General features: G+C 39.5%; 21 protein-coding genes. 7 read left to right on the forward strand and 14 right to left on the reverse strand.

Annotation, left to right across the window (positions count from 1 at the left end; all coding sequences use genetic code 11):
• Positions 1-13: 13 nt before the first annotated feature.
• Positions 14-751 (reverse strand): MBL fold metallo-hydrolase, encoded by a 738-nt coding sequence (locus tag ACXAEO_RS18150; protein WP_474883402.1) that lies wholly within the window; start codon positions 749-751, stop codon positions 14-16.
• A gap of 238 nt (positions 752-989) precedes the next feature.
• On the opposite strand from ACXAEO_RS18150, the gene yhfH reads away from it, so the two are divergent.
• The gene (yhfH, locus tag ACXAEO_RS18155) at positions 990-1,121 is read left to right on the forward strand and encodes a protein YhfH (RefSeq protein ID WP_474883403.1); all 132 of its coding nucleotides are present in this window, start codon (positions 990-992) and stop codon (positions 1,119-1,121) included.
• 107 nt (positions 1,122-1,228) lie between these two features.
• Here the strand turns inward: yhfH and ACXAEO_RS18160 are convergent, their stop codons facing one another.
• The 8 genes from ACXAEO_RS18160 to ACXAEO_RS18195 form a co-directional block, all read right to left on the reverse strand.
• A complete protein-coding gene (locus tag ACXAEO_RS18160; protein WP_474883404.1) occupies positions 1,229-2,812 on the reverse strand; it encodes a response regulator in 1,584 nt (527 codons plus the stop codon).
• 5 nt (positions 2,813-2,817) lie between these two features.
• Complete coding sequence (locus tag ACXAEO_RS18165) at positions 2,818-4,629, reverse strand: sensor histidine kinase (protein ID WP_474883405.1); 1,812 nt, start codon at positions 4,627-4,629, stop codon at positions 2,818-2,820.
• Between the two features lie 270 nt (positions 4,630-4,899).
• A complete protein-coding gene (locus ACXAEO_RS18170) occupies positions 4,900-6,198 on the reverse strand; it encodes an ABC transporter substrate-binding protein (protein WP_474883406.1) in 1,299 nt (432 codons plus the stop codon).
• 217 nt (positions 6,199-6,415) lie between these two features.
• The gene (locus tag ACXAEO_RS18175; RefSeq protein ID WP_474883407.1) at positions 6,416-7,243 is read right to left on the reverse strand and encodes a carbohydrate ABC transporter permease; all 828 of its coding nucleotides are present in this window, start codon (positions 7,241-7,243) and stop codon (positions 6,416-6,418) included.
• A complete protein-coding gene (locus tag ACXAEO_RS18180) occupies positions 7,243-8,127 on the reverse strand; it encodes a carbohydrate ABC transporter permease (protein WP_474883408.1) in 885 nt (294 codons plus the stop codon). Before ACXAEO_RS18180 ends, ACXAEO_RS18175 begins: the two co-directional genes overlap by 1 nt.
• A gap of 331 nt (positions 8,128-8,458) precedes the next feature.
• Positions 8,459-9,388 carry a ferrochelatase gene (gene hemH, locus ACXAEO_RS18185; protein WP_474883409.1) on the reverse strand — a complete coding sequence of 310 codons (930 nt, stop codon included), beginning with the start codon at positions 9,386-9,388 and terminating at the stop codon, positions 8,459-8,461.
• 176 nt (positions 9,389-9,564) lie between these two features.
• Complete coding sequence (hemE, locus tag ACXAEO_RS18190; protein ID WP_474883410.1) at positions 9,565-10,611, reverse strand: uroporphyrinogen decarboxylase; 1,047 nt, start codon at positions 10,609-10,611, stop codon at positions 9,565-9,567.
• 153 nt (positions 10,612-10,764) lie between these two features.
• Positions 10,765-12,915 carry a transglycosylase domain-containing protein gene (locus ACXAEO_RS18195; RefSeq protein ID WP_474883411.1) on the reverse strand — a complete coding sequence of 717 codons (2,151 nt, stop codon included), beginning with the start codon at positions 12,913-12,915 and terminating at the stop codon, positions 10,765-10,767.
• A gap of 224 nt (positions 12,916-13,139) precedes the next feature.
• Between ACXAEO_RS18195 and ACXAEO_RS18200 the strand changes: the two genes are divergently transcribed.
• Both ACXAEO_RS18200 and ACXAEO_RS18205 read left to right on the forward strand, forming a co-directional pair.
• Complete coding sequence (locus ACXAEO_RS18200) at positions 13,140-13,649, forward strand: antibiotic biosynthesis monooxygenase family protein (protein WP_474883412.1); 510 nt, start codon at positions 13,140-13,142, stop codon at positions 13,647-13,649.
• 201 nt (positions 13,650-13,850) lie between these two features.
• Positions 13,851-15,245 (forward strand): hypothetical protein, encoded by a 1,395-nt coding sequence (locus ACXAEO_RS18205; RefSeq protein ID WP_474883413.1) that lies wholly within the window; start codon positions 13,851-13,853, stop codon positions 15,243-15,245.
• 186 nt (positions 15,246-15,431) lie between these two features.
• On the opposite strand, the gene ACXAEO_RS18210 is transcribed toward ACXAEO_RS18205, so the two are convergent.
• The gene (locus ACXAEO_RS18210; RefSeq protein ID WP_474883414.1) at positions 15,432-15,665 is read right to left on the reverse strand and encodes a phosphatase PAP2 family protein; all 234 of its coding nucleotides are present in this window, start codon (positions 15,663-15,665) and stop codon (positions 15,432-15,434) included.
• Positions 15,666-15,774: 109 nt separating this feature from the next.
• Here ACXAEO_RS18210 and ACXAEO_RS18215 point away from each other — a divergent pair, with 109 nt between their 5' ends.
• A complete protein-coding gene (locus tag ACXAEO_RS18215) occupies positions 15,775-16,983 on the forward strand; it encodes a M20 family metallopeptidase (protein WP_474883416.1) in 1,209 nt (402 codons plus the stop codon).
• Between the two features lie 68 nt (positions 16,984-17,051).
• Here the strand turns inward: ACXAEO_RS18215 and ACXAEO_RS18220 are convergent, their stop codons facing one another.
• The 3 genes from ACXAEO_RS18220 to ACXAEO_RS18230 form a co-directional block, all read right to left on the reverse strand.
• Entirely contained in the window at positions 17,052-17,774 is a 723-nt protein-coding gene (locus ACXAEO_RS18220) for an EcsC family protein (protein WP_474883418.1), read from the reverse strand.
• A gap of 65 nt (positions 17,775-17,839) precedes the next feature.
• A complete protein-coding gene (locus tag ACXAEO_RS18225; RefSeq protein WP_474883420.1) occupies positions 17,840-19,054 on the reverse strand; it encodes an ABC transporter permease in 1,215 nt (404 codons plus the stop codon).
• Positions 19,047-19,790 (reverse strand): ABC transporter ATP-binding protein, encoded by a 744-nt coding sequence (locus ACXAEO_RS18230; protein WP_474884278.1) that lies wholly within the window; start codon positions 19,788-19,790, stop codon positions 19,047-19,049. Before ACXAEO_RS18230 ends, ACXAEO_RS18225 begins: the two co-directional genes overlap by 8 nt.
• Before the next feature lie 812 nt (positions 19,791-20,602).
• On the opposite strand from ACXAEO_RS18230, the gene ACXAEO_RS18235 reads away from it, so the two are divergent.
• From ACXAEO_RS18235 to ACXAEO_RS18245, 3 genes are all read left to right on the forward strand, one after another.
• The gene (locus tag ACXAEO_RS18235) at positions 20,603-21,037 is read left to right on the forward strand and encodes an HIT family protein (RefSeq protein ID WP_474883423.1); all 435 of its coding nucleotides are present in this window, start codon (positions 20,603-20,605) and stop codon (positions 21,035-21,037) included.
• Positions 21,038-21,199: 162 nt separating this feature from the next.
• The gene (gene serC, locus ACXAEO_RS18240; RefSeq protein ID WP_474883425.1) at positions 21,200-22,303 is read left to right on the forward strand and encodes a 3-phosphoserine/phosphohydroxythreonine transaminase; all 1,104 of its coding nucleotides are present in this window, start codon (positions 21,200-21,202) and stop codon (positions 22,301-22,303) included.
• Positions 22,304-22,424: 121 nt separating this feature from the next.
• Complete coding sequence (locus ACXAEO_RS18245) at positions 22,425-22,949, forward strand: tryptophan transporter (RefSeq protein ID WP_474883427.1); 525 nt, start codon at positions 22,425-22,427, stop codon at positions 22,947-22,949.
• 113 nt (positions 22,950-23,062) lie between these two features.
• On the opposite strand, the gene yhzF is transcribed toward ACXAEO_RS18245, so the two are convergent.
• Positions 23,063-23,254: a membrane protein YhzF gene (gene yhzF, locus ACXAEO_RS18250; protein ID WP_474883430.1), complete on the reverse strand. Its 192-nt coding sequence runs from the start codon at positions 23,252-23,254 to the stop codon at positions 23,063-23,065.
• Positions 23,255-23,437: the final 183 nt, after the last annotated feature.

Consider the following 23,437-nt stretch of genomic DNA (forward strand, 5'->3'; position numbering starts at 1 on the left):
TCGTCCCTTTCTTCTATTCCCTTTCCCATCTAAAACCACTTTCGGCTAGATGAACCGTTCCTTGAAAAACTTCTTTTGCTTCTTGTACAAGATCATGTAGTTGTCCATGATGGGGCAAATGAGTCAAAAGAAGTTCTTTTGCATTCGCCTTTGCCGCGATTTCCCCTGCTTCTAAGCTGTTCATATGACCAGCCTTCGTTCCATCTTGATTCTTATAAAAATTGCACTCGCAAATAAGCAAATCTGCGTCTTTGGAAAAAGAAATGAATTCTTCCATGTAGCTGGAATCAGCCGTATAAATCACGGTTTGCTCACCCGCTGTAATTTTCATTGCAAAGCAAGTGACTGGATGTTTCGTTTCAAGAAAGGTAATCGTAAACGGACCAATTTGTTTTGCATGTGCCAAATCATAAGACATCGCTTTTGTAACATTAGGCATCTCCAGTCGGGCAAATCCTTGCTCGTCATAGACATGCCCATAAATCGGCAGAACCTTTTGATTCTTACTTTGAAACGATTGAATGAGTCGGGCATATTGAAGAACCCCAATATCTGCGACATGATCATGATGGTAATGAGAAAGAATCACCGCATCTAATTCACTTGGGGAAATATAATTCTGAAGCTGAGCCAATGCACCGCTCCCACAATCTACAAGGAGTCTAAATCCATCTTGCTCAAATAAATAGCTGGATGTCGCTTCATTTTTTTCGGGATACCCTCCCCAAAATCCTACTACTGTTACCTTCATCCTCTCACCCTTTCCACATGTTTTTCATCCATTAGTATAACCGAATTGGCGAAAAAAGAGAGAAGAAAACACTTTGAATTCCTATACATCGTTGTCATCTGATTGCTCCATTCTCTTCAACCCCACCCACTGTTTTATAACACAAAATAAATTTTTATTTTTTGTTATAAAACATAATTGACAACAACCATTCTGTTATAATACAATAAACTCAATTAAAACAACGGAGGCGAGTGAAATGCTAGTTAAAATGTCCGAATTTTTCAAAAACCTACCTTCTAAAAAATGTACAGATTGCGGGAAAGAGATCGATGAACAGCATGAGTGCTATGGAAATAAATGCGATCACTGTTTACATGTTGTAGAATAGACGCTACAATTCTTCTAATCTATTAAAAAGCGGCTCTGTATTATAACACAGAGCCGCTTTTTAATGACTTTAATGCGAGAAAACCATATGTTTTTTAGTCCCCACTATTATTCAGACAACAACGTCCGATATTCATTGGGGGTCACTCCCTCTATTTTTTTAAACACTTTCCGAAAGTACTTATCATCTTGATAACCGATCATATTGGCGATTTCATATATTTTGAGCTGACTGTTTTTCAGTAAAGACTTCGCTTTATTCATTCGAATTTTAACTAAATAATCCGAAATATTCTCATTAAACTCTTGCTTAAACTTTCTCGAAATGTACTCCCTGCTCAAATAAAAGCGATCCGCAATTTCTTGCAGTTTAACGTCGCGGTCAAAATTCGCTTGCAAATATTGCTCAATTTCCTCAATCACATTTTTCTTTTGTTGGAGAGAACGTTTTTTCACGATTTTCAAAAAGAGGGCAATTTCACGCTGCTTTCGTTCAACATATTGCTCTAACTGAAATGTCCCATATTCATTAAAAAATGGATCAATCTGTTTGTCGATTTGCTCTGTTACAGAATACGGCACTTCATATTTTTTCAGCCAACGATGACTCATAACTTGATATTCTTTTTCAAAATGAAGCAATTGTCCTAAAGACAAAAATCGACTTTCTTGGCATCCATTCAATATGTTGGCAATTACCTCTTCAAATATATGGGTCTCCCCGTTTTGAATAGCTTGTTCAATTTGAGAGGAGTAATCCATTAAATTAATAAGTGGTACTTGCTTTTCTGCATCTTTCGTATAAACCTTCTCATCCGTATCAGCTAATACATTGCTGTTTAATAACAACTGTCTTGCATGCTTATACGACTCCATTAAGTTCGAACTTTGATCAACGATTTTTCCGAGAGCCATTGGGCATGATACGCTAACAGAGGTCATGAGCGAGCGATAAATCTCTTTTAATAATCGATCGGACTCATCTAATTGATCCCAAAATAGAAGAACAACTTCTCCCTTATTCGATAAATAGCGGAAACCGATGCCACATTCTTTCTCATTCAATACTTCATTCACGACATTTAAAATGGTAAAGTACGCTAAATCTCGATCTCCTTGGAAGGCCTCAATGGTTTTACCGTTAATTCTTACAACAGCTGCTCTCGATGCCTTCGCAATATGCAGCCCCATTTCTTCATACATAGACGGGTTCACTTCTTGGTTGTTAAGCAATTGAGTCAATTTTCGGTCGCGATAAATCGGCTTCATCTCGTTCATGAGCTGGTAAATTGTCTTATCTTTTTTACGAGTGACTTCTTCTTTCTTCCACTCTTCGACCGCATCGCGCAATGTATCATTTAAAATTTCTGGGTCGATTGGCTTTAAAATATAATCAGCACTGCCAAAGTGAATCGCTTTTCTCATATAATGATAATCATCATATCCTGTTACAACGATTGTTTTACTGTGAGGATGATGATGTTTAATCCACTCCAGCAGCTGAATGCCATCCATTTTTGGCATTTTCATATCTGTAAAGATAATAGCTGGCTTATAGGTTGTAATAAAATGAATGGCCTCTTCCCCGTTTTCCGCTTCAAAAATTTCTTCAATTCCATGCTCGTCCCACTGGCCTAACAGTTTAATCCCTTCCCGCACGTGTTGTTCGTCATCTACAATTAATGCTCTCACAATGCTTACACCTCCTTGCTTATTACGGCAGGCATTTCCATAGTAATCGTAAAATGCTCCTGCTCACGGCTTGTAATGATTATTCGAGCCTGGTCACTATAATAAATATTTAAGCGATCATAAATGTTTTTCAGTCCAATCGCTTCGCGTCTATTCGTATCAGTAGGAGCCCTCCCGGCAACTTCATTTCGAATGGTTTCCAAATACTGCTCATGGACACCTTTTCCATTATCTTGAACCGTAATGCAAACGGTTCCGCATTCTTTTATGAAAGCTTTAATATAAATATATCCTTTCTCCACTTTTTGATCGAATCCGTGTTTAAAACAATTTTCTACAATCGGTTGTAAAATCATTTTCGGCAAAAGAACATTTTTTACATTCTCATCAATTTCTAACTCATATTCAAATCGTTCCCCAAACCGTTCTTTTTGCAAAGTCAAATACGCCTTTACATGCTGAATTTCTTGAACAAATGACACAACATCCTCTTTCATATTCATGCTGTACCTCATGATACTGGACAATGAGGTGAGGAGTGAATAGACCGGAACCGCTTTATGCTTTAATGCTAACGTTCCAATCGACTGCAAAGCATTATAGAGAAAATGCGGATTAATTTGAGATTGAAGCACCCTTAATTGCGTAGATTTATTTTCAATTTCTAATCGGTATTCCCGCTGAATTAAATCATTGATTTTCGCTACCATTAATTTGAAATGTCGCCCAAGCATCCCAAATTCATCATTACCTAACGAATCAAATTCAACTTCAAACTCGCCTTTTTCCACTTTTTTCATATTTGCAATTAATACTTTAATCGGAGACGTAAACTTAAAGGAAACAAACATTGTGGCCACTACCACAATCACAAGCGTAATGATCCCAATTAGTATGTTAATAAACGCCGTTTCTCTTGCACTTTTATAAAGCAAGTCATAAGGGATTCTTTTCACCACATACCAGTCTGTTGAAGAGGCCGAAATGGTGTCATGAACGATTACCCCTGAAAACTCCTCGTCTTTCCATTCCAAATCATGATCGGAATCAGAAGCCTTTTGAACGTGCTCAAACCAGTTTTCTTTATTTTCTTTCCCGATCAGCTCTTGTTCAGAAGCGTACACGATCACTCCATTTCCATCCATAACATAAAAATCTTCTGATCCCTTTACATACAACCGATCCGCAATGGCAAGCAAGGAGGATAAATTTATGTCGATGGATAAAAAACCTAAAAAACGATCTGATGGCACATCTTTTATCATGTTATGAAAGCTTAATACATCTCTTTTTTCCGACTCTGGAATGACAGACATATTATTATAGCTGTATGTTCGGTGCGGCGGCTCAATTATGTTGTAATAATCCGATTGCCCTAATTGAAAATAATATGGATGTGTATATACTTCCTCGTACTTGCCTCGTCCGCTCAAGCGGGAATGGTAGATGGTATACGAATCGTTCCCTTTATTAATGTACAAATGAATTTGCTCAATTTCCGGGCGTGTTTGAAAGAGATACATGAGTATTCGATTTACTTCTTCTTGATTTTCCCGTAAGTTGCTCGACACTCCATCTCGTAATACATTCATAAACGGACTATAGCTATACAGCCGTGTCGTCATTTGCGCGACATCTTGTAAATAGGTGGATATATCTTCGCCTCCATTTTCAATCACATCTTGATTCGTCGAAATAAAGCGATCTTTGACCGATTCTTTCGTATAGTAATATGTAATCGCAATGGATGTTCCAAATGGAAGAACCGTCACAATCATTAAAAAAACAATAAGCTTTCTACGAATGCTCCACCCCATACAATCCTCCTTCCAACCGTTACGGTCATTTCTTCGCTAATATGTATTATTGTAACACGAGCAAAGACGTTTCTTTCTGAGTAAATTTCCATCATGCAGAAACAGGATCTATTTTGTAAAGTGTTGAAACTAGTAAACAGCAACATACTCATAAAAAAATGGAAAAGGCCTCTCCCTCCAACCATGTTATCGCAACAGGTGAACGGGAAAGGCCTTTTAAGAGAGCGTTCCTTTCGCCTTGTAGGCTGGAACGGTTTCTTATCTACTTTATTACTTCAATTTGCTCCATGTTGCATCTAAAGCTTCGAATAACTCTTCTTTAGATGTTTGCCCACCAACATATGCCTGCATCACAGAACCAAATTCTTGTGGTGCTCCGTTCGGGAATTTAAACCAGTTCCAAGTAAGGGTTTTGTTCTCTGCAGAATATTTTACAATATCTTCCCCTAACGGTCCTACACCTTTTGCTTCAATGCTCTTAAAGGCTGGAATGAATTTGAAATCTTCCACTAACGCTTTTTTACCTGCTTCTGAAGAAACCATCCAGTTTAAGAAATCTTTCGCTGCTTGCTTATCTGCATCTGGTGCATTTTTGTTAACTACCCAGTTGTTTGGTACGCCCACTTGTAGTTTATCATTTGCGGCTGCGTCATCATTGATTGGCATTGGAAGGAAACCAATGTTCATATCTGGTGAGATTTTATCAATCATCGGCTGTGTCCAGTTTCCTTGTTGCATCATCGCTGTTTCACCGCTTGCAAACTGTGTCACTTGCGTGTTATAGTCTGTCGTTAATGGGTTTTTATTTCCATACTTAACCGTTAAATCTAATAGGTCAATTAACTGATCAAACTTCTCGTTTCCAGCAATCGTCGTCGTTCCATCATATAGCCCTTTAATAAAAGCATCTGGATCTTCTTGTTGAGCAAAACCTAAGTTTAATAAATGCTGGCCGATTACCCACCACTCACCATAGCCGATAGAGAAAGGTGTAATGCCTGCATCCTGTAGTTTCTTTGAAGCAGCTTCTAATTCTGATAATGTCGTTGGAAGCTCTGTAATGCCTGCTTTCTCAAATAAATCTTTATTGTAGATAAAGCCGTAACCTTCAAGGTTTAATGGCTGGCCATATACTTTTCCATCGATAGTCATTGGCTCTAACGCTGTCTCGTAAGCATCTTTCACCCATGGCTGGTCAGATAAATCTTCTAACTTCTCTTGCCACGTTGTTGCTTCTTGGTAGCCCCCGTTATTGAAAATATCTGGTTCGTTTCCAGATGCGAATTGAGCTTTCAAAGCCGCTCCATAGTCTGCTCCGCCGCCCACTGTTTGAATGTTAAATTTCACATTTGGATTTTCTTTCGTATATTCATCTGTTAACGCTTTCAACTGATCTGCAATTTCAACTTTAAATTGGAACAAATCAACTACGACTTCATCGCCTGCTGCGCCTCCGCCATTGTTTTCTTTTTTATCTTCTGAAGCATCATTTGAACATGCTGTGGATACAAGGAGTGAAGCTGATAACATACCTGCTACGAATGGAAGCCTTTTCATTTTTGGTGCCATTTTTGTTACCCCCTAGTTTTTTAATAGTATCTCTTTGAATTCATTGTACTAATAATCTACCTTTTTGAAAGGTGATAATATTGAACAGTAGAGTGGAATATATTGATGGTTATTCTTTCTCGGAAGAAGACCTTTTATTTGAAAAGCATCTTCTTCCCATTTATCCGTTATGCACTTTCTTCATTCACTCGTTCAATGAAGAGTTCACATTGTTGCATTATTTAATGGATCCGCTTGTAATCCCTTTAATAATATGTTTTTGCATGGCAAAGAAGAAAATTAGTAATGGAATGATGCTGATTACTAATGCTGCTAGGGCTAAGTCCCACTGCTTCGTATATTGTCCAAAGAAGAAGAATGTCGCCAATGGAATTGTACGTAAGTCTGGATCTTGCAGAACAAGTAATGGTAATAAGAAGTCATTCCAAATCCATAAGCTATTCAAAATGATGATGGTTACTGTAATCGGTTTTAATAATGGGAAAACAATTCGCCAGAATACACCAAACGGTGAACATCCATCAATAATTGCCGCTTCTTCCAGTTCGACAGGAATACCTTTAATAAATCCGTGATAAAGGAAGATGGTCATCCCAGATCCGAAACCTAAATACATGAAGACGAGACCCCAAATGCTGTTTAATAAGCCGAGATTCCCTGCTACTTTTACTAATGGAATCATGATGGATTGGAATGGAATAACCATTGCTGATACGAACACCATAAACAAAATGTTACTGATTTTTTTCTTTGTTCGTACAAGCATGTATGCTGCCATGGAGCAGAAGACAACAAGTACAACATTACTTGCTACTGTAATAATTAACGAGTTCGTAAATACTTTTAAATAATTCATTTGCTCAAAAGCATTGACGTAGTTTTGGAATTGTAAAGCAGATGGTAATGCTGACGTATTCGTTAAAATTTCAGCAAACGGCTTTAAGGAGTTGGAAACAACATAATAGAAAGGTACTAAAAACACAAGCCCAAGTAAAATGGCTAGAACTTCAAGTGTGAATAATTTTCCTGTATATTTGCTTCCCATTATGATTCAACCTCCTTCTTCTTCGTATACATAACTTGAATCGTTGTAATTGCTGCTACGACAATAAAGAATACTAATGCTTTTGCTTCACCAAGTCCGTAACGGTTATTAACGAAGGCTTCTGTATAAATGTTAAGCGCTAACATTTCTGTCGATTTAAATGGTCCCCCGTTTGTAAGAGACAAGTTGACATCAAAGATTTTAAATGACCAAGAAATGGTTAAGAATAAGCAAACTGTAACTGCCGGAGCAACCATTGGCATTGTAATATGACGCAGAATTTGCCATCTGTTTGCGCCATCAATTTTCGCAGCTTCGACTAGCTCTTGCGGAACATTTTGGAGCGCTGCTGTATAAATCAGCATAATGTAGCCAGCTCCTTGCCATACGCTGACGATGACGATCCCCCAAAAAGCTGTATTGGCATCTCCAAGCCACGGCAATTCAAAAAATGGAATTCCTGTAATTTGACCGATAGATGCAAAACCTTTAACAAAAATAAACTGCCAAACGAACCCTAGTAAAAGACCACCAATTAAGTTCGGTAGGAAAAATACTGTTCGTAATATATTTCTTGTTTTCAACATTTGCGTCACAAGCATTGCCAAACCGAATCCAACCATGTTGGTTAATATAATGGCAACTACCGTGTATTTCGTGGTAATCCAAAAAGATTGCTGGAACTGTTTGTCTTCTGTAAATAAATATTTAAAGTTATCTAATCCGACCCACTTAATATTCCCTGTTACTCCGTTCCAGTCTGTAAAGGCGTAATATACACCTGTAAAAAACGGAACTAACACGATGATACTAAAAGCTAAAAACGCCGGACCAACAAATAGAGCAAATAAGCCTGCCTTTTTCATGTTCACTTGTTTGTTCATAGTATCCCGCACCTCCTATACCTTTATTTTAGTGGATGAAAGATTTTATGAAACTGCTTACATTGACCGTTAGGGTGGAAAATATTGAACTATTCATTCTTTTTGTCAAAAAGAGCGTTTCATCATCCAACGGCTTCTTTACTCTCAAAAGGAAACTTTCCCCTTACCAACGACGTACCTATTGCATCATGAGAGAAAAGTTATGTACAAACTCTTTTTAGCCTCTCAAAAAAGAGCGAAACTATGCGACTCCTCCATAAAAAAGAAGAGTCGACAAGGTATAGCATGCATACCTTGTCGACTCTTCACTCTTGTTTCAAACTAATTGCTCTTATTCAACTTTTCCTAGTTTTTTCAATACAATTGTTGCCAACGCATCAATAAACTCTGGTTGCGCATTCGGCATTTCCGGTCGGTAATAAGAGGCTCCAATTTCATCTGTCACAACTTTGCATTCATAATCGTTATCATAAAGGACCTCTAAATGATCCGCGACAAACCCGGCTGGTACATATACAAATGATGTATAGCCATGCTGTTCATGAAGCTCTCTCGTTAAATCTTGAACATCTGGACCAATCCACGGTTCAGGCGTATTTCCAGCGCTTTGCCATCCAATGACACAATTTTTCACACCTGCAGCTTCTGCAATTAAATCCGCTGTCTCCTGAAGTTGCTTCGGATATGGATCACCCGCTGCAATAATTTTCTCTGGCAAGCTATGTGCTGATACAATTAAAACGGCTTTTTCCTGTTCAACAATGGATGAAAATACCGCTTTAACACGATCTCCCCAATAGCGAACAAACTTCGGTTCATCATACCAGCTTTCAACCGAATGAAGCACAGGGCCACCAAGCTTTTCAGCTGCTTCTTTTGCCCGTCCATTATAGGATTTAACACTGAAAGTAGAAAAATGCGGAGCCAACACGATGCTAACCGCCTCGGTAATGCCATCTTCATGCATTTGTTTAACCGCATCTTCCACAAAAGGTTCAATGTGCTTTAAGCCAAGATACATTTTGAATTCAATTTCATCCTGCACGTCATTTAAACGTTGTTCCAATTTTTCCGCTTGCTCTTGTGTAATTTGAGCAAGTGGAGAAATACCGCCAATCGCTTCATAACGACTTCGTAAATCTTCAAGCATTTCCGGAGAAGGTGCTCGTCCATGACGAATATGTGTATAGTATCGTTCTAAATCTTCTTCTTTATATGGAGTTCCATAAGCCATGACAAGTAAACCCATTCGTTTTTTCATTTTTTGCTACACCTCGCAGTTTGTTCATATCCACTCTTCATTTTGCATGAACCGTCAACAAAATTCAAAAATTAGTACTCTTATCGTACACTCACTTGCAGCGATTTATTGAATTGTCTTTTCTGCGATGCGGTTTCTACTGAACTTCACGCATCATTTCCTCTGCATATCGGCCATTACTTCAGTTTTGAAGCAGAATATTCATGAACAAATGCAGTCAAACGCTTCAATGTTTCCGGGTTGACTTGCGGGAATACACCATGACCAAGATTAAATACATAGCCTGGCTGTGCCATCCCTTGATCTAAAATTGCTTTCGCACGTTCTTCAATGACTTCCCACGGAGCTAATAAAATGGCGGGATCTAAATTACCTTGCACAGCTTTCGTAATCCCCATGTTTCGAGCTTCTTGAATCGGCAAACGCCAATCAAGTCCGACAACATCAAGCGGAAGCTCATGCCACTCCTTGGCAAGGTGGCTTGCCCCTACTCCAAACATGATAAGGGGAACATTTTTTTCTCGTAGTTCTGAGAAGATACGTGTCATGACTGGTTTAATAAAATAACGGTAGTCGGTTACATTTAACGCGCCTACCCATGAATCAAAAATTTGGACTGCTTTCGCCCCAGCGTCAATTTGTGCTTTCACATATGTAATCGTCATATCTGCCAGCTTGTCCATAAGGGCAAACCATGCTTTCGGCTCTGCGTACATGAACGCCTTTGTTTTGTTATAGTTTTTCGAAGGACCTCCCTCGATCATGTAACTAGCTAATGTAAACGGAGCACCCGCAAAACCAATGAGCGGAACATTAAGTTGCTCTTTCGTTAATAATTTAATCGTGTCTAAGACGTAAGGAACATCTTCCTCTGGTGTAATTTCCCCCAACTTCTCCACGTCAGTCATCGAACGAATAGGATTGTCAATAACAGGGCCAATACCGGATTTAATCTCAACATCCACTCCGATAGCTGGAAGCGGTGACATAATATCCTTGTAAAGAATTGCAGCATCCACATCATATTGCTCAACAGGAAGACGCGTCACGTATGCGCATAATTCCGGCTGATGCGTAATTTCAAATAAAGAGTATTTTTCCTTTATCTTTCGATATTCCGGCTGTGAACGGCCCGCCTGACGCATATACCAAACAGGAACATAATCGGTTTTCTCGCCGCGACATGCTTGCAAAAACGTTTCATTGATTGTTCGTTGATCCATGTGATTTTTCCCCCATTTATCTTGTCTATATGTCATTATAGTATGTTTTCATTATTGCCACTAGGTTCCACTTGCAACTATACCGATTATTTCTTTTCTTGTATAGTTTCCATCCTAAATTGTCAAAAAATCGACATTGACCTTCCCACTATGTCATTGACTGGCAGATTGTTCAGGAAGAAAAACAGGGACCGCTTCATTTGATTTCGTCCCTTGCTGTTTTGTCAGCTGATTATATGGCACAACATAAAAAGAAGATAGATTAAAAAGATTAACTCGTTCAATATCATATTCGCCTCTACCCTCTACTTGTCCAACAAGACGCGAACCTTCTTTTTTCACTTCATATATGTGATACCTCACTCTCTCATCTTGAGAAGGAGTCCATGTTAACCGCACCGTAAACAATCCTAAAGGCTTAAAGACAATATCGCTCGATAAATCTTCAATCACTTGAAGCTGGATCGGCTCTGGTAAAGCTTGTACATCTTTTGGTTGAGTAAAAGCAGCGGCATGCGTTAAAGAAGATTGCATTAAAATATCTTTAAATAACGTAGTCGCATAAGAACTACCTTTCGTTAAATAATGGTGCTGATCGGTTTTATCATAGCCCATCCAAACTGTCCCCACGACATCATTTGTATAACCAACAAACCACGTGTCTTTTGCAGCCCCTTTCACACCTGTATATGAGGTGGTGCCCGTTTTACCAGCTAAAGCTCCTTCGAACTGCCCCACTTTTGCCGTACCATTCAACACAACCGCCTCCAGCATCTTCGTCATATGCCACGCTGTCTGCTTAGAAAACACTTTTTGCTCTTTCACACTCGTTTCAGCTAAAATATTGCCTTGACGGTCTTCAATTTTTTGAATAAAAAATGGTTGGACTGTTTTCCCTTCACTCGCAAAGGATCTATATGCTGAAACAAGCGACAACGGAGAAATCCCTTCACTTAAACCTCCGAGTGCCATAGCTAACCCTTCATCTTCAATAGGGAGTCCAAGTTTTGTCAAATATTGTTTACTTACGTTTATGCCCAATTCATGTAGCGCCCAAACCGCAGGCGCATTAGCTGATTGTACAAGGGCATCATACATCGTCATCGTTCCTTTATATTGACCATCTATGTTTCGAGGAATATAGCCATCATATGAAAAAGGCTTATCCTCCAGTAAGGAATACGGATGGAGCACTTTCTCCTGCAAAGCGGGAGCATACACTGCAAGAGGCTTGAAGGTGGAACCTGGCTGCCGTTTCACGTGAACACGATTTAACCCTTTTTGAACGTAATCTCTTCCGCCTATCACCGACAGCACTCCGCCCGTTTCTCGATTGATTAACACAAACGCCCCTTGCACCCCAGGAGCCGTTCCAGGAAAATAACGATCTTCTTGAAATAATTTATACGCCGTCTTTTGTACCGTAGCGTTCATAGGGACCGTAATTTTGTAGCCGCCTCGCAACAAGTCTTCATTTGAAATAGAAAACTTCTTCTCTGCTTCCTCCATCACCATATCAAGGTATGTCAAAAAAGCTGGATCTCTCACTTGCTGCTGGACGTTGAGCGCCAATGTGCGTCCTTGAAATCTTACTGTTTGTTCACTCGTTAAATAGTTGGCTTTTCTCATTAACTCTAAGACGACATTTCGGCGTTGCAAGCTTTTATCTGGGTGGAGAAGAGGAGAATACGTGGTCGGCGCTTTTGGCAAAGCAGCCAAAAGCGCTCCCTGTTCAATTGTCAGCTCGGAAACAGATTTATTAAAATATAGCTGAGAAGCAGCCTGAATCCCATAGGCACCATGCCCAAAATATATTTGATTCAAATACATCTCTAAAATTTTTTGCTTCGTGTATCGTTTTTCAAGATTTAGAGAAATAATGACTTCCTTCGTTTTTCTCATCCATGTTTTATCGTTGGATAAAAAGATATTTTTGGCCAGCTGTTGTGTAATCGTGCTTCCTCCCTCAACTTTTCCTCCTGCTAGCATATCTTTATAGAGAGCCCGACCAATTGCCTTAATATCAATTCCATGGTGTTCGTAAAAACGGGCGTCTTCCACTGCGATAAAAGCTTGTTTCACATGATCCGGAATATCTTCATTTGACACAAGATCACGATTTTCCACATAAAGCCTCGTTAACTCTTTCCCTGTTTCATCTACCAGGGTTGCCGCTGAATTCATCACAAACTTCTTTTCATCAATAACGTACGACCCTAAAAACAAAATAAACATATAACCAATTAATGCAAATAATACCGCCGTAAAAATGGAAAGTGCAGCAAGGGTCCCTTTTCTCTTCATATTACTCACCTCACGTTTTCCTTCGATGTCTGTAGGTTGAACATGTTTATTTTTGTATTCAATTTATTGAATCTGTATAATTATGTTAGTACTGTCCACCTTTTTTAGGCGCAACATGATGAATATACCCAAACTAAAAACCGTTGCACGCCTATAGTATGAAGTTAAACAACGCATCGTATACAAAAAGAACCGAATTATACACGGAAAAGAGAGGGATTCATATGAACATGTTCATTACATTTGGAACTGTCGATTATTTGAATAAGCTGAAGGCAGAACATTCAGAGGAAACAATGGTGTTAATGTCCACCGCTGACAATGCCATGCTTCTTCATGAAACAGTCGGAAACACGATTTTTAATACCCCTCAACGTTACGAAGTGCTTGATTCCTCAGGGGACATTCAACATGGAGGATTTGCTGTTTTAAATAACATACCTGTGACAGATGAAGGGCGTCCTGTATTTGAATATCGCTTTAGCCAAAGAGCTGGACTTATTGAACAAGAACCGGGATTTGCCGCCATCCGTGTTTTACGACCGTTAGATAGTGATACATATGTCATTTTAACTATGTGGGATGAGGAAGCTTCATTTAAGAAATGGCAAGAATCGAAAGCTTATGAAAAAGCACACCAAAAACGAGGAACATCTGAAGGGATGGATCAACAAAAAAGTATTTTTTCCGGCCCTTCCTATGTCACGACATATCAAGTTGTTTCAGCAGAGTAATCTTGCTGTTGTCCGCTAATGCCGAATAAGAACAAAAAAGCACGTCAGAGAAAAAACATTCTCTGGCGTGCTTTTTTTCTGCCCAATACATGACAGACTGTACAAAGGGTGAATCGCCCAGTTTTTCTGTATAGGACATTCCCATAATTTATGAGTCGTCATATCGTATAGTACAGTCACCTATATAGGAGGGATTTAGTTATGGGCATTGAACTGACGGCCCTTCATTGGATTTATGTAAGCTTTATTTTTCTCATTATCGGCTTTATGGTCATGAAAAGAGATACAAGTCTTATTTGTATTACGGGTATTTTCTTATTAGCTTTGATTGCTACCTCTTCACTGAGCGGTGCTGTAAGCGGCATTTTCAACAGCTTCATTTACGCCATCACCGAACTTCTCCCAACCATTCTTGTTATCTCCATTATCGTAAGTATGAGTAAAGCCATGACCGCCACTGGTGTCAACGATGTGATGGTCTCCCCATTTGTCCGGCTCATTCGAACACCTGCGTTAGCCTACTGGGTCATCGGGTTGTTGATGATGGTCATGTCCTGGTTTTTTTGGCCATCTCCAGCAGTTGCCTTATTAGGAGCCGTCTTGCTGCCAGTTGCCGTACGTGTTGGATTGCCCGCTTTAGGTGTTGCCATGGCGATGAACTTATTCGGGCATGGAATTGCGCTGTCTGGAGATTTTGTCATTCAAGCAGCTCCAAAGCTAACAGCCGATGCTGCAGGGCTTCCGATTCAAGATGTAATTGGCGCAAGTGTGCCGCTTGTCATCGTCATGGGAGCAGTGACTACAATCACCGCCTTCTTTTTGCTTAAAAGAGACATGCAAAATGGGACGTTAACTGTTCAACAACTCGAGATCCCGTCCTCTTCTTCACAGCAAGATAAAATACTGTCTTTATCACCGCGAACAAAACGGTTCATCGCTTTAATCATTCCGATTTTGTTTATTATTGATGTATGGGCTATGTTCCAGCTGAATTTACAGGGCGGAGACGCGACGGCACTAATTGGCGGCACGTCCGTTTTTATTCTCGTGTTAATATCACTCATTGCCTATAAAGGAAAAGGACTGGAGCAAACAACGAATTATTTAATTGAAGGGTTTCAATTTGGGTTTAAAGTATTCGGTCCGGTCATTCCGATTGCTGCCTTTTTCTATTTGGGCGATTCGGGCTTTCAAGCCATTGTCGGTAATTTCCTACCAAAAGCATCGGAAGGCATTGTCAATGACTTAGGAATTGCATTAGCTTCCGTCGTTCCATTAAATGCACCTGTTGGAGCCATTACCCTCACAGGTGTTGGGGCCATTACTGGGTTAGATGGTTCTGGTTTTTCAGGCATCTCCCTTGCTGGCTCAATTGCGCAACTTTTTTCGACCGCTATTGGGGCAGGAGCCGCTACTTTAACGGCTCTCGGACAAATTGCGGCCATCTGGGTTGGCGGAGGTACACTCGTCCCTTGGGCACTCATTCCAGCAGCAGCGATATGCGGGGTTGATCCTTTTGAGCTGGCACGAAGAAATTTGCTTCCCGTCACAGTTGGATTGATTGTCACCACCATTGTGGCGATGTTTCTCATTTAAAACACCCTGTCGCAGCAACCCCTATGATAAATAGCAAGTTCAACTTCTTTGTTTCTCTTGTAAAAAGCATTTGCTCTTTCCTTAGATTGGATTCATCCATCAAAAATAGGTTATCCGGATGAGTCCAATCATCAAATCGAAGTTAAAAATTCCCTATACTTGTTAACCCTTTTTTCGTATGGACGCTTATGCACTATGATGGCAAGGATGGAATCCTCCTAAGCTATAACCAGCAACCCCATCTGTCGCATAAAGCTCCCCAAGAATAAAACGGCTTACCCCCACCAAGATTATGATTATCATTGCTGTATAGAGCGCCATCTTTTTTACGAAAACATGGTGATCAATGAAATAGACAATCAGTCCGTACATTATTAAGCCGACCATCGCATGGTCGCTCAGAAAGCTGTATCTTTCCACCTTTCTTCAGTCCCTTTCACTTCTTTTATATACAAAGAAAGTTCCGGTGTTATAATTGTAAGAAATATCTAAATTTTTATATTTATAGTCATCCTAAGGAGGTTATAGAATGTTTTCTGAGTTTATAAAAGCCCTTGAACAAAAGTATGAGCAAATGGTCAACATAAGACGCCATCTGCATCAATATCCCGAGCTTTCTTTCCAAGAATATCAAACAGCTGCTTATATTCGCTCTTTTTATGAGGAGCGCGGCATTCCGGTGAGAGCCAATGTCGGAGGAAACGGACTTGTCGCGGTCATTGAAGGCGACAAACAAGGAAAAACCGTCGCACTTCGAGCTGACTTCGATGCCCTTCCTATTCAAGATGAAAAAGACGTGCCTTATAAATCGACCGTTCCTGGCGTGATGCATGCATGTGGGCATGACGGCCACACCGCTGTTTTACTATCCTTAGCGGAAGTGCTGAACGATATGAAAGAACACTTATATGGAAACATTGTCCTTATTCATCAGCACGCTGAAGAATATGCCCCAGGAGGCGCCAAAGCCATGATTGAAGATGGCTGTTTGGACGGGGTCGATGTGATTTTTGGAACGCATTTATGGGCTACATCCCCTACGGGTGTCATTCAATATCGGACGGGCCCTGTCATGGCCGCAGCCGATCGGTTTGAAATTACCATTCAAGGTGCTGGCGGTCACGGCGCACAGCCGCATAAAACAAAAGACTCCATTGTCGTCGCTTCACAGCTTGTCATGAATTTACAGCAAATCGTCAGCCGACGTGTGAACCCTATTGATTCGGCTGTCGTTTCCGTGGGCTCATTTGTAGCAGAAAATGCCTTTAATGTCATCGCTGACACCGCTAAGCTTGTTGGAACAGTTCGGACGTTCAATGAAGACATTCGAACACAAATTGAACACGATATTGAACGAGTAGTAAAAGGAACATGCCTCACTGCTGAAGCTGATTATGAATACACATATACACGCGGTTACCCTGCTGTCGTCAATCATAAGAAAGAAACCGAGCTTTTAATTCAAGCAGCAAAAACCATTAAAGAAGTGACAAGCGTCGAAGAAACCGAACCGCATATGGGCGGCGAAGATTTCGCCTATTATCTTCAGCATGTGAATGGAACCTTTTTCTTTACGGGTGCTAAGGCCCCTGAAGTGACTACTCCTTATCCTCATCATCACCCACGCTTTGATTTTGATGAGAATGCCATGCTGATTGCCGCAAAAGTATTGGGTTCAGCAGCATGGACCTATTTAGAAAAGCATCAACATGTTGATGCAAGTGTAAACGCCAAATAACGTTGTCTCTTCTTCATAGAAAGACCCGTCACAGAATCCTATGTTTCACGGTTTCCATGACGGGCTTTTTATATACGATTATTCCCTTGAAGCAAGCGCAAACGATAGACATTCATCGCTGTTTCTCCTAAGTGGTCAAGAAGGCGGTAGTTCGCTACAGCCCCGACAACAGCTCCAATTCCAGGCATAAGCTGAAGCATTTTGACAAAATCAATATAGTCGCGATATTCTTGCTGAAATATGCGCCAATCGACCTCTGTCACGATGTGTTCTCTGCTTTCCCATTTTTGTAGTTGCCTAAGAGCTGGCAGACGTTTGTCATCACTGCAAAACGCCAAATGGAAAATCAATAAAAGGAAAATGCGCTCTTCTACTTTTTTAATATCAAAACCATAAATCGAAGCGATATCAAATAAGCATTTCATTTTAATTGATAAAAGCAAAGGGAAATCTGCCAATCCCCATAAAAATCCTCCTGCTCCGGTGCCAGCTCCTTCGACCGCTGCTGTCTTTTTATATTGCTCAATCGTTTTCAATACGTGCTCTTCTTTTTGCTTTAAGGAAAGATGTTTGGTATCTTTCCGCTTTGTTGTTAAATTAGAACCAATCAATGTCGCTTGAGTCATCTTTTTAATGCTTTCTGTCATGACTTCATGAATTTTTTCGGGAATTCTTTCGTTAATTTTCTCTTGAATTTTTTTCGCTGTGCGCTGAAGAAGAGGCGATTTTTTCTCCATCCCCATCTTCCATTTCATAACTTCCTCCAGCACTTTTTGCTCGTATGCGTCCATACCGCGTCATCCTTTTCTTTCAGCCTTACTAATGATACGAACAGCTTGGGCTTTTGTTTCCTCTTTTATAACATTTGTTTAATTTTAGAGCGTGTATACACTTTTGAGAACAATTGGCTGAACAATAATCCGGATAATAATGCCGCTCCTCCTACTATTGGCTGTACAGGTACAATCAACATAGACAAAAGAACTGTTTGAACACTTACTATGCACTGAAGTAAATTCAAAAATGCCTTTTCCCGCTGAGCATATCCAAGCGGATATAAAGTCGTCCATAATTTATATTCATGATGCTTCCAAAGAGGGATTAACTGAATACCGGTTAAGTAAATAACCACAAGCATTACGACAATCTTTCCGTATGCTAGCGGCGCATTCCATAAAATAAAACCGCCAATCACGGTTAAACGAACCGCAAGTCCAAAATAGTCTCCGGCACGTAAAAACGTTCGGCTGTATAAATAATGATACGAGGAAGCTTGAGTAAATGGAATACGCTTTAATAACCAATCCATATAAGCACGACGAGTCGCCTTTTCTTTCACATCAGGTACATCTGTGAATAAATTAGCCATCCGATAAAAAAGTTGCATTCGCTTCGCTTCAAGGTCAATTAAATGTTCCCATTTCAACGGCTTTTTCTTTGTTAACATATAGTAGTAATAAGCTAAACCGCTAATCAACACGGCGACAGTCAACGGAAAGAGGAACGATGCCTGGACAAATAAGAAATAAGCAAAGGTGGCATTCAGGCCAAACCGCACCGTGAAATCCATGACCCGAGCAAACCGTTCTTCAAAATACGTCATATGCCATGACATGAAAGCATTGGCTATTTTGATGATGAGAAAAAGCATAAAAATCGTCACAACCGCCCCATACGTTTCTCCTGTTACTTTCACATAAAGAGGCGATAAAGCGGCAACGGTAATGAGCGATATGTACAGTTGTGATGCAAAACTAAAGAAAAAAGATTTTATCAAATAAGGGGACAAACGCTTTTCTAATGGAAGCAAGTATACAACATCTGCCTGCTTAAAAAAGGTTCGAACCCCTCCAGCTGTTAACACAATCCCGATAAGAACAGCCATGAGAAGAGCAGCTGGAAACGAGGGAGCTAGCGTTTCAAGCCATTGCTGATAATAATAAGCAGCTCCCCCAAGGATAAAGATCAATACAATTTTCAAATGATCATTGAGCATGTATTTCAAATATTTTCTTGTATCTGCCATATACTGCTCAACTCGTTGTTTCCAAAGACCGTTTACATCATTCATAATCTTCTTCCTTCGTTAACTGAATGTAAATTTCATCGAGTGTGGCTTCAGGCATCGAAAATTGCTCCCTCAGTTCTGTTAACGTTCCTTTTGCCCGTACCTCACCGTTATGTAAAATAACAAATTTGTCACAATATCGCTCTGCTGTTGCTAAAATGTGCGTGGACATTAAAATACCTGCACCTTGCGCTTTCATTTCATTCATTAAATCAAGCAAAGACTGAATACCGAGTGGATCCAACCCTAAAAAAGGTTCATCAATAATGTAAAGAGACGGCTGAACTAAAAAGGCACACATAATCATAACCTTTTGCTTCATCCCTTTTGAAAAATGAGCCGGGAACCATTTCAGTTTTTTATCCATCCTAAACTCCTTTAATAATTTAGGAAGACGTTCTTCATACGTTTTCTTATCAACATTATATGCCATCGCCGTTAGTTCTAAATGTTCCTTTAATGTAAGCTCATCATATAGCACAGGTGTTTCCGGAATAAAGGTAAATTGAGCCCGATACTTGTCCGCATCTTCCGCAAACGATTGGCCATTAATCGAGATTTCGCCGCTTTTTGCTTCCATTAATCCGATAATATGCTTAATTGTTGTACTTTTGCCTGCTCCGTTTAAGCCAATTAAACCTACAAGCTCTCCTTTGTTTACTTCAAAGGAGATATTTTTTAACACAGGTTTTTTCGTATATCCTCCAGTAATATTCTCAAGCTTTAATAAAGTTGTCATAAATTCTCCTTTTCCATTGTCATTTTTATGCTGTAAGGCTAGAAGCGTTCCTCCTGCAGCCTTCCCCTTTTTGAACAGATACACGTTTATTTTAACAAATCTTTCTTCATCAAACATTTTTCTTCTTTTATCCATTATTTTCCTCTGTATAGTTTGTTCAATTAGTGGACAATCTAATTAACGAAGAGGGGCCAAGGTAAAAAACAATGTGGAACATCACCGAATGGTGATACAAAGCTCCAACATTGAAATGAGGTGTCTACAAAAGACCATCTTGTTGAATAGGCCATATACTTCTTTACACGCTTATGAATAAGGGGATGGTAATTTTGAACAATGTGAGTGAATACAAACAACAATAATTTACTTTATTGTAAATGAGGTGTTTGTCGCAGGCTATATAAACGATTGGTCGGTTCATGCTTACTAAGTCATTTTTGTTAAATGAGGTGTTTGTCAAAAACTATGTAGCATCTTTGCTCCTAATTAGTTTAGACTAACTAAATCATTTAGTTAAATGAGGTGTTTGTTAAGGACCATTCAGCCAAATTGCTTATCATAGGTTAACTCATTCAATTTTTTGCTCAAAATGAGGTGTTTGTCGCAGACAATTAACCATCACATCAGCAAAAGATCATTGCCAAATGAGGTGTTCCCTAAACGTAACGTAAGATGAAGTACATGCATATTTATCTAACCCTTCTTCAACGGGAGGATGCATCAATCGACTGCATTCTCCCGTTTTTGTTTTGTACTGTTTTGCTTTATGATAAAATACCAATAATTACATAAGCATGAAAGGAAGAGAAACAATGAGTACACATGACGAGCAATGCATTTTTTGTAAAATCATCCGCGGCGAGATTCCTTGCGCAAAAGTTTTTGAAAATGAACATGTTTTAGCTTTCTTAGACATCAGTCAAGTAACAAAAGGACATACCCTTGTCATCCCGAAAGTACATAAAAAAGACATTTATGAATTGACACCAGATGTGGCATCACATTTATTCGAAGCAGTTCCGCTTATTGCCAATGCCATTAAAGAACAATTTGAACCAGCTGGTTTAAACTTGCTGAACAATAATGGTGAAACAGCTGGACAAACCGTCTTCCATTATCATATGCACCTTCTCCCTCGCTATGGTGAAGGCGACGGTTTTGGAGCAGTTTGGAAATCTCACCAAAGCGACTATACACCTGAAGATTTACAAAACATCGCTTCCACCATCTCTCAAGCTATTCGTTAATGGAACATAGGAGAAAGCGCCCGGTAGCCTCATAAAAACTTCCGGGCGCTTTTGGGTAAAAAAGGCGCTCCTGAATTTTTGAAAAATTAACACTATAACTCTATGTTTCGTGTTAGTATATTTGTATTCATTTGAGTTAACAAGTTCAGGAGGAATGTGAAAATGAAAAGAGCCTATAATTTTAACGCCGGCCCATCTGCCCTTCCTTTGCCTGTTTTGGAAAAGGCCCAAGCTGAATTGGTCGATTACCAACAAACTGGCATGTCGGTCATGGAGCTTTCCCATCGGAGCAAAGATTTTGAACAAGTATTAGAAAAGGCAAAAAACGCCTTAAAACACCTGATGGATATCCCAGATACATATGAAATTTTATTCCTTCAAGGGGGCGCTAGTTTACAGTTTTCCATGATTCCGATGAATTTCTTAGGCGCTGATGAAACAGCGGCTTACGTTCTGACAGGATCTTGGTCTGAAAAAGCATTAAAAGAAGCCAAAAAAGAAGGAAATACAGTCATCGCAGCCTCTACCGCTGAAGGAAACTATCGTTCTATTCCAAAGCAAGAAGACATTTCTTTGCCTGATGAAAAAATCGCTTATTTGCATATTACGTCAAATAATACAATTTACGGTACTCAATGGAACGATTACCCTTCATTTGAAGGCATTGATTTAATTGCGGACATGTCGAGTGACATCTTATGCAAAAAAATCGATATTAACCAATTCTCGCTCATTTATGCAGGAGCCCAAAAGAACTTAGGTCCTTCTGGGGTAACAGTTGTCATCTTGAAAAAAGAACTGCTGAACCGTATTCCTAAAAATTTGCCGACCATTCTAGATTATAATACACATGCTAAAAATAATTCTCTCTACCATACCCCTCCTACTTTCGGCATTTATATGCTGTCACTTGTACTAGAGTGGGTAATGGAACAAGGTGGAGTGGAAGCTATTCAAAAACAAAACGAGCAGAAAGCTTCTCTTATTTATGATTGCATGGATGCTTATCCAGATTTTTACCGCTCTCATGCTGAGAAAGACAGCCGATCCATCATGAATATCACATTTACACTTCCTACTGAAGAACTGACTAAAGCCTTTTTACAGCAGGCGAAGGAAAAAGGTTTTGTTGGACTTGCAGGACATCGCTCTATCGGTGGGTGCCGTGCTTCCATTTATAATGCGGTGCCAGTAGAAGCATGTGAAGCACTCGTTTCCTTCATGAAAGAGTTCCGCCTTGCTAATATCAGTCATGTGAAAAATTGATTTTTACATTTCTTTTAACTTTTGTTATAATGTCGTTAACAATTTACGCAATAGGCAAATAGTGCACTATTGGTAAAGTGCTAATTAAAAAGAGTCTAGTTTAGAAGAGGAGAGATGAGAAGTGAATACGAAAACGTTAGTATCTTTATCATTATTAGTGGGGATTGGAGCTGTACTTCATACAGTTGTTCCGCCAATTTTATTCGGAATGAAGCCTGATATGTTATTAACGATGATGTTTCTAGGTATCCTTTTATTCCCCAATCTTAAGAGCGTCTTGCTAGTTGGTTTAACGACAGGAGCCATGTCAGCTTTAACGACAGGATTTCCAGGAGGCCAAATTGCGAACATGATCGATAAGCCTATCACAGCTTTAATGTTCTTTGCTTTAGTGGTGCTTATGAAGAAGTTGGCAAAATCAGCGATTGCAGCCGTTGTCTTAACTGGTATTGGTACTATTATTTCAGGATTTATCTTTTTATCTGCCGCTCTCCTGCTGGTTGGCCTGCCAGGAGAATTCAGCGCGTTAGTAAAAATGGTTGTTTTACCGGCATCTATTGTGAATATGATTGTTATGGCAGTCATATATCCAATCGTCTTAAATGTATTAAAACGCACAAGCATTCAAACAGAAGCTTCTGCATAACAAAAAAAGTCCGAGATAATCGGACTTTTTTTGCGGCATAAAATAGCTTTATGTCGCAAAAGAATATTTACACTGGAACTTGAAATCCCTATTAAAGGTTTAAAAAATGACTGCTAGGCTACATAATATAATGTAAAGGCAAGTAGGAATACAATGACTGCTGAAACACCAAACATGGCCATTCGTTTCTTAAATACATACTTTGGCGGATAAGAGGCGGTTTTTTGACCATCTCTAATCGTATTGAACATCGCAAACAGCAATAGTATCCCGAGAACAAACAAGCCAAAAATTAATCCTGACATTCCTCATTCTCCTTTATATAAGTTCACTTAATAAATTGACGGCTCTTTCTTTAATAGAAAGATGTTCACAAGAGGATCTTCAAATCTCTTAGTTGATTATTCAAAGGTTAGAAAGTTCGACATAACTGCCTTAGTCACGCCGAACTTTCTAAATCAATCTATATAGTTAACGTTATGCATACA

Source organism: Bacillus sp. ABA4_010, assembly GCF_056159105.1.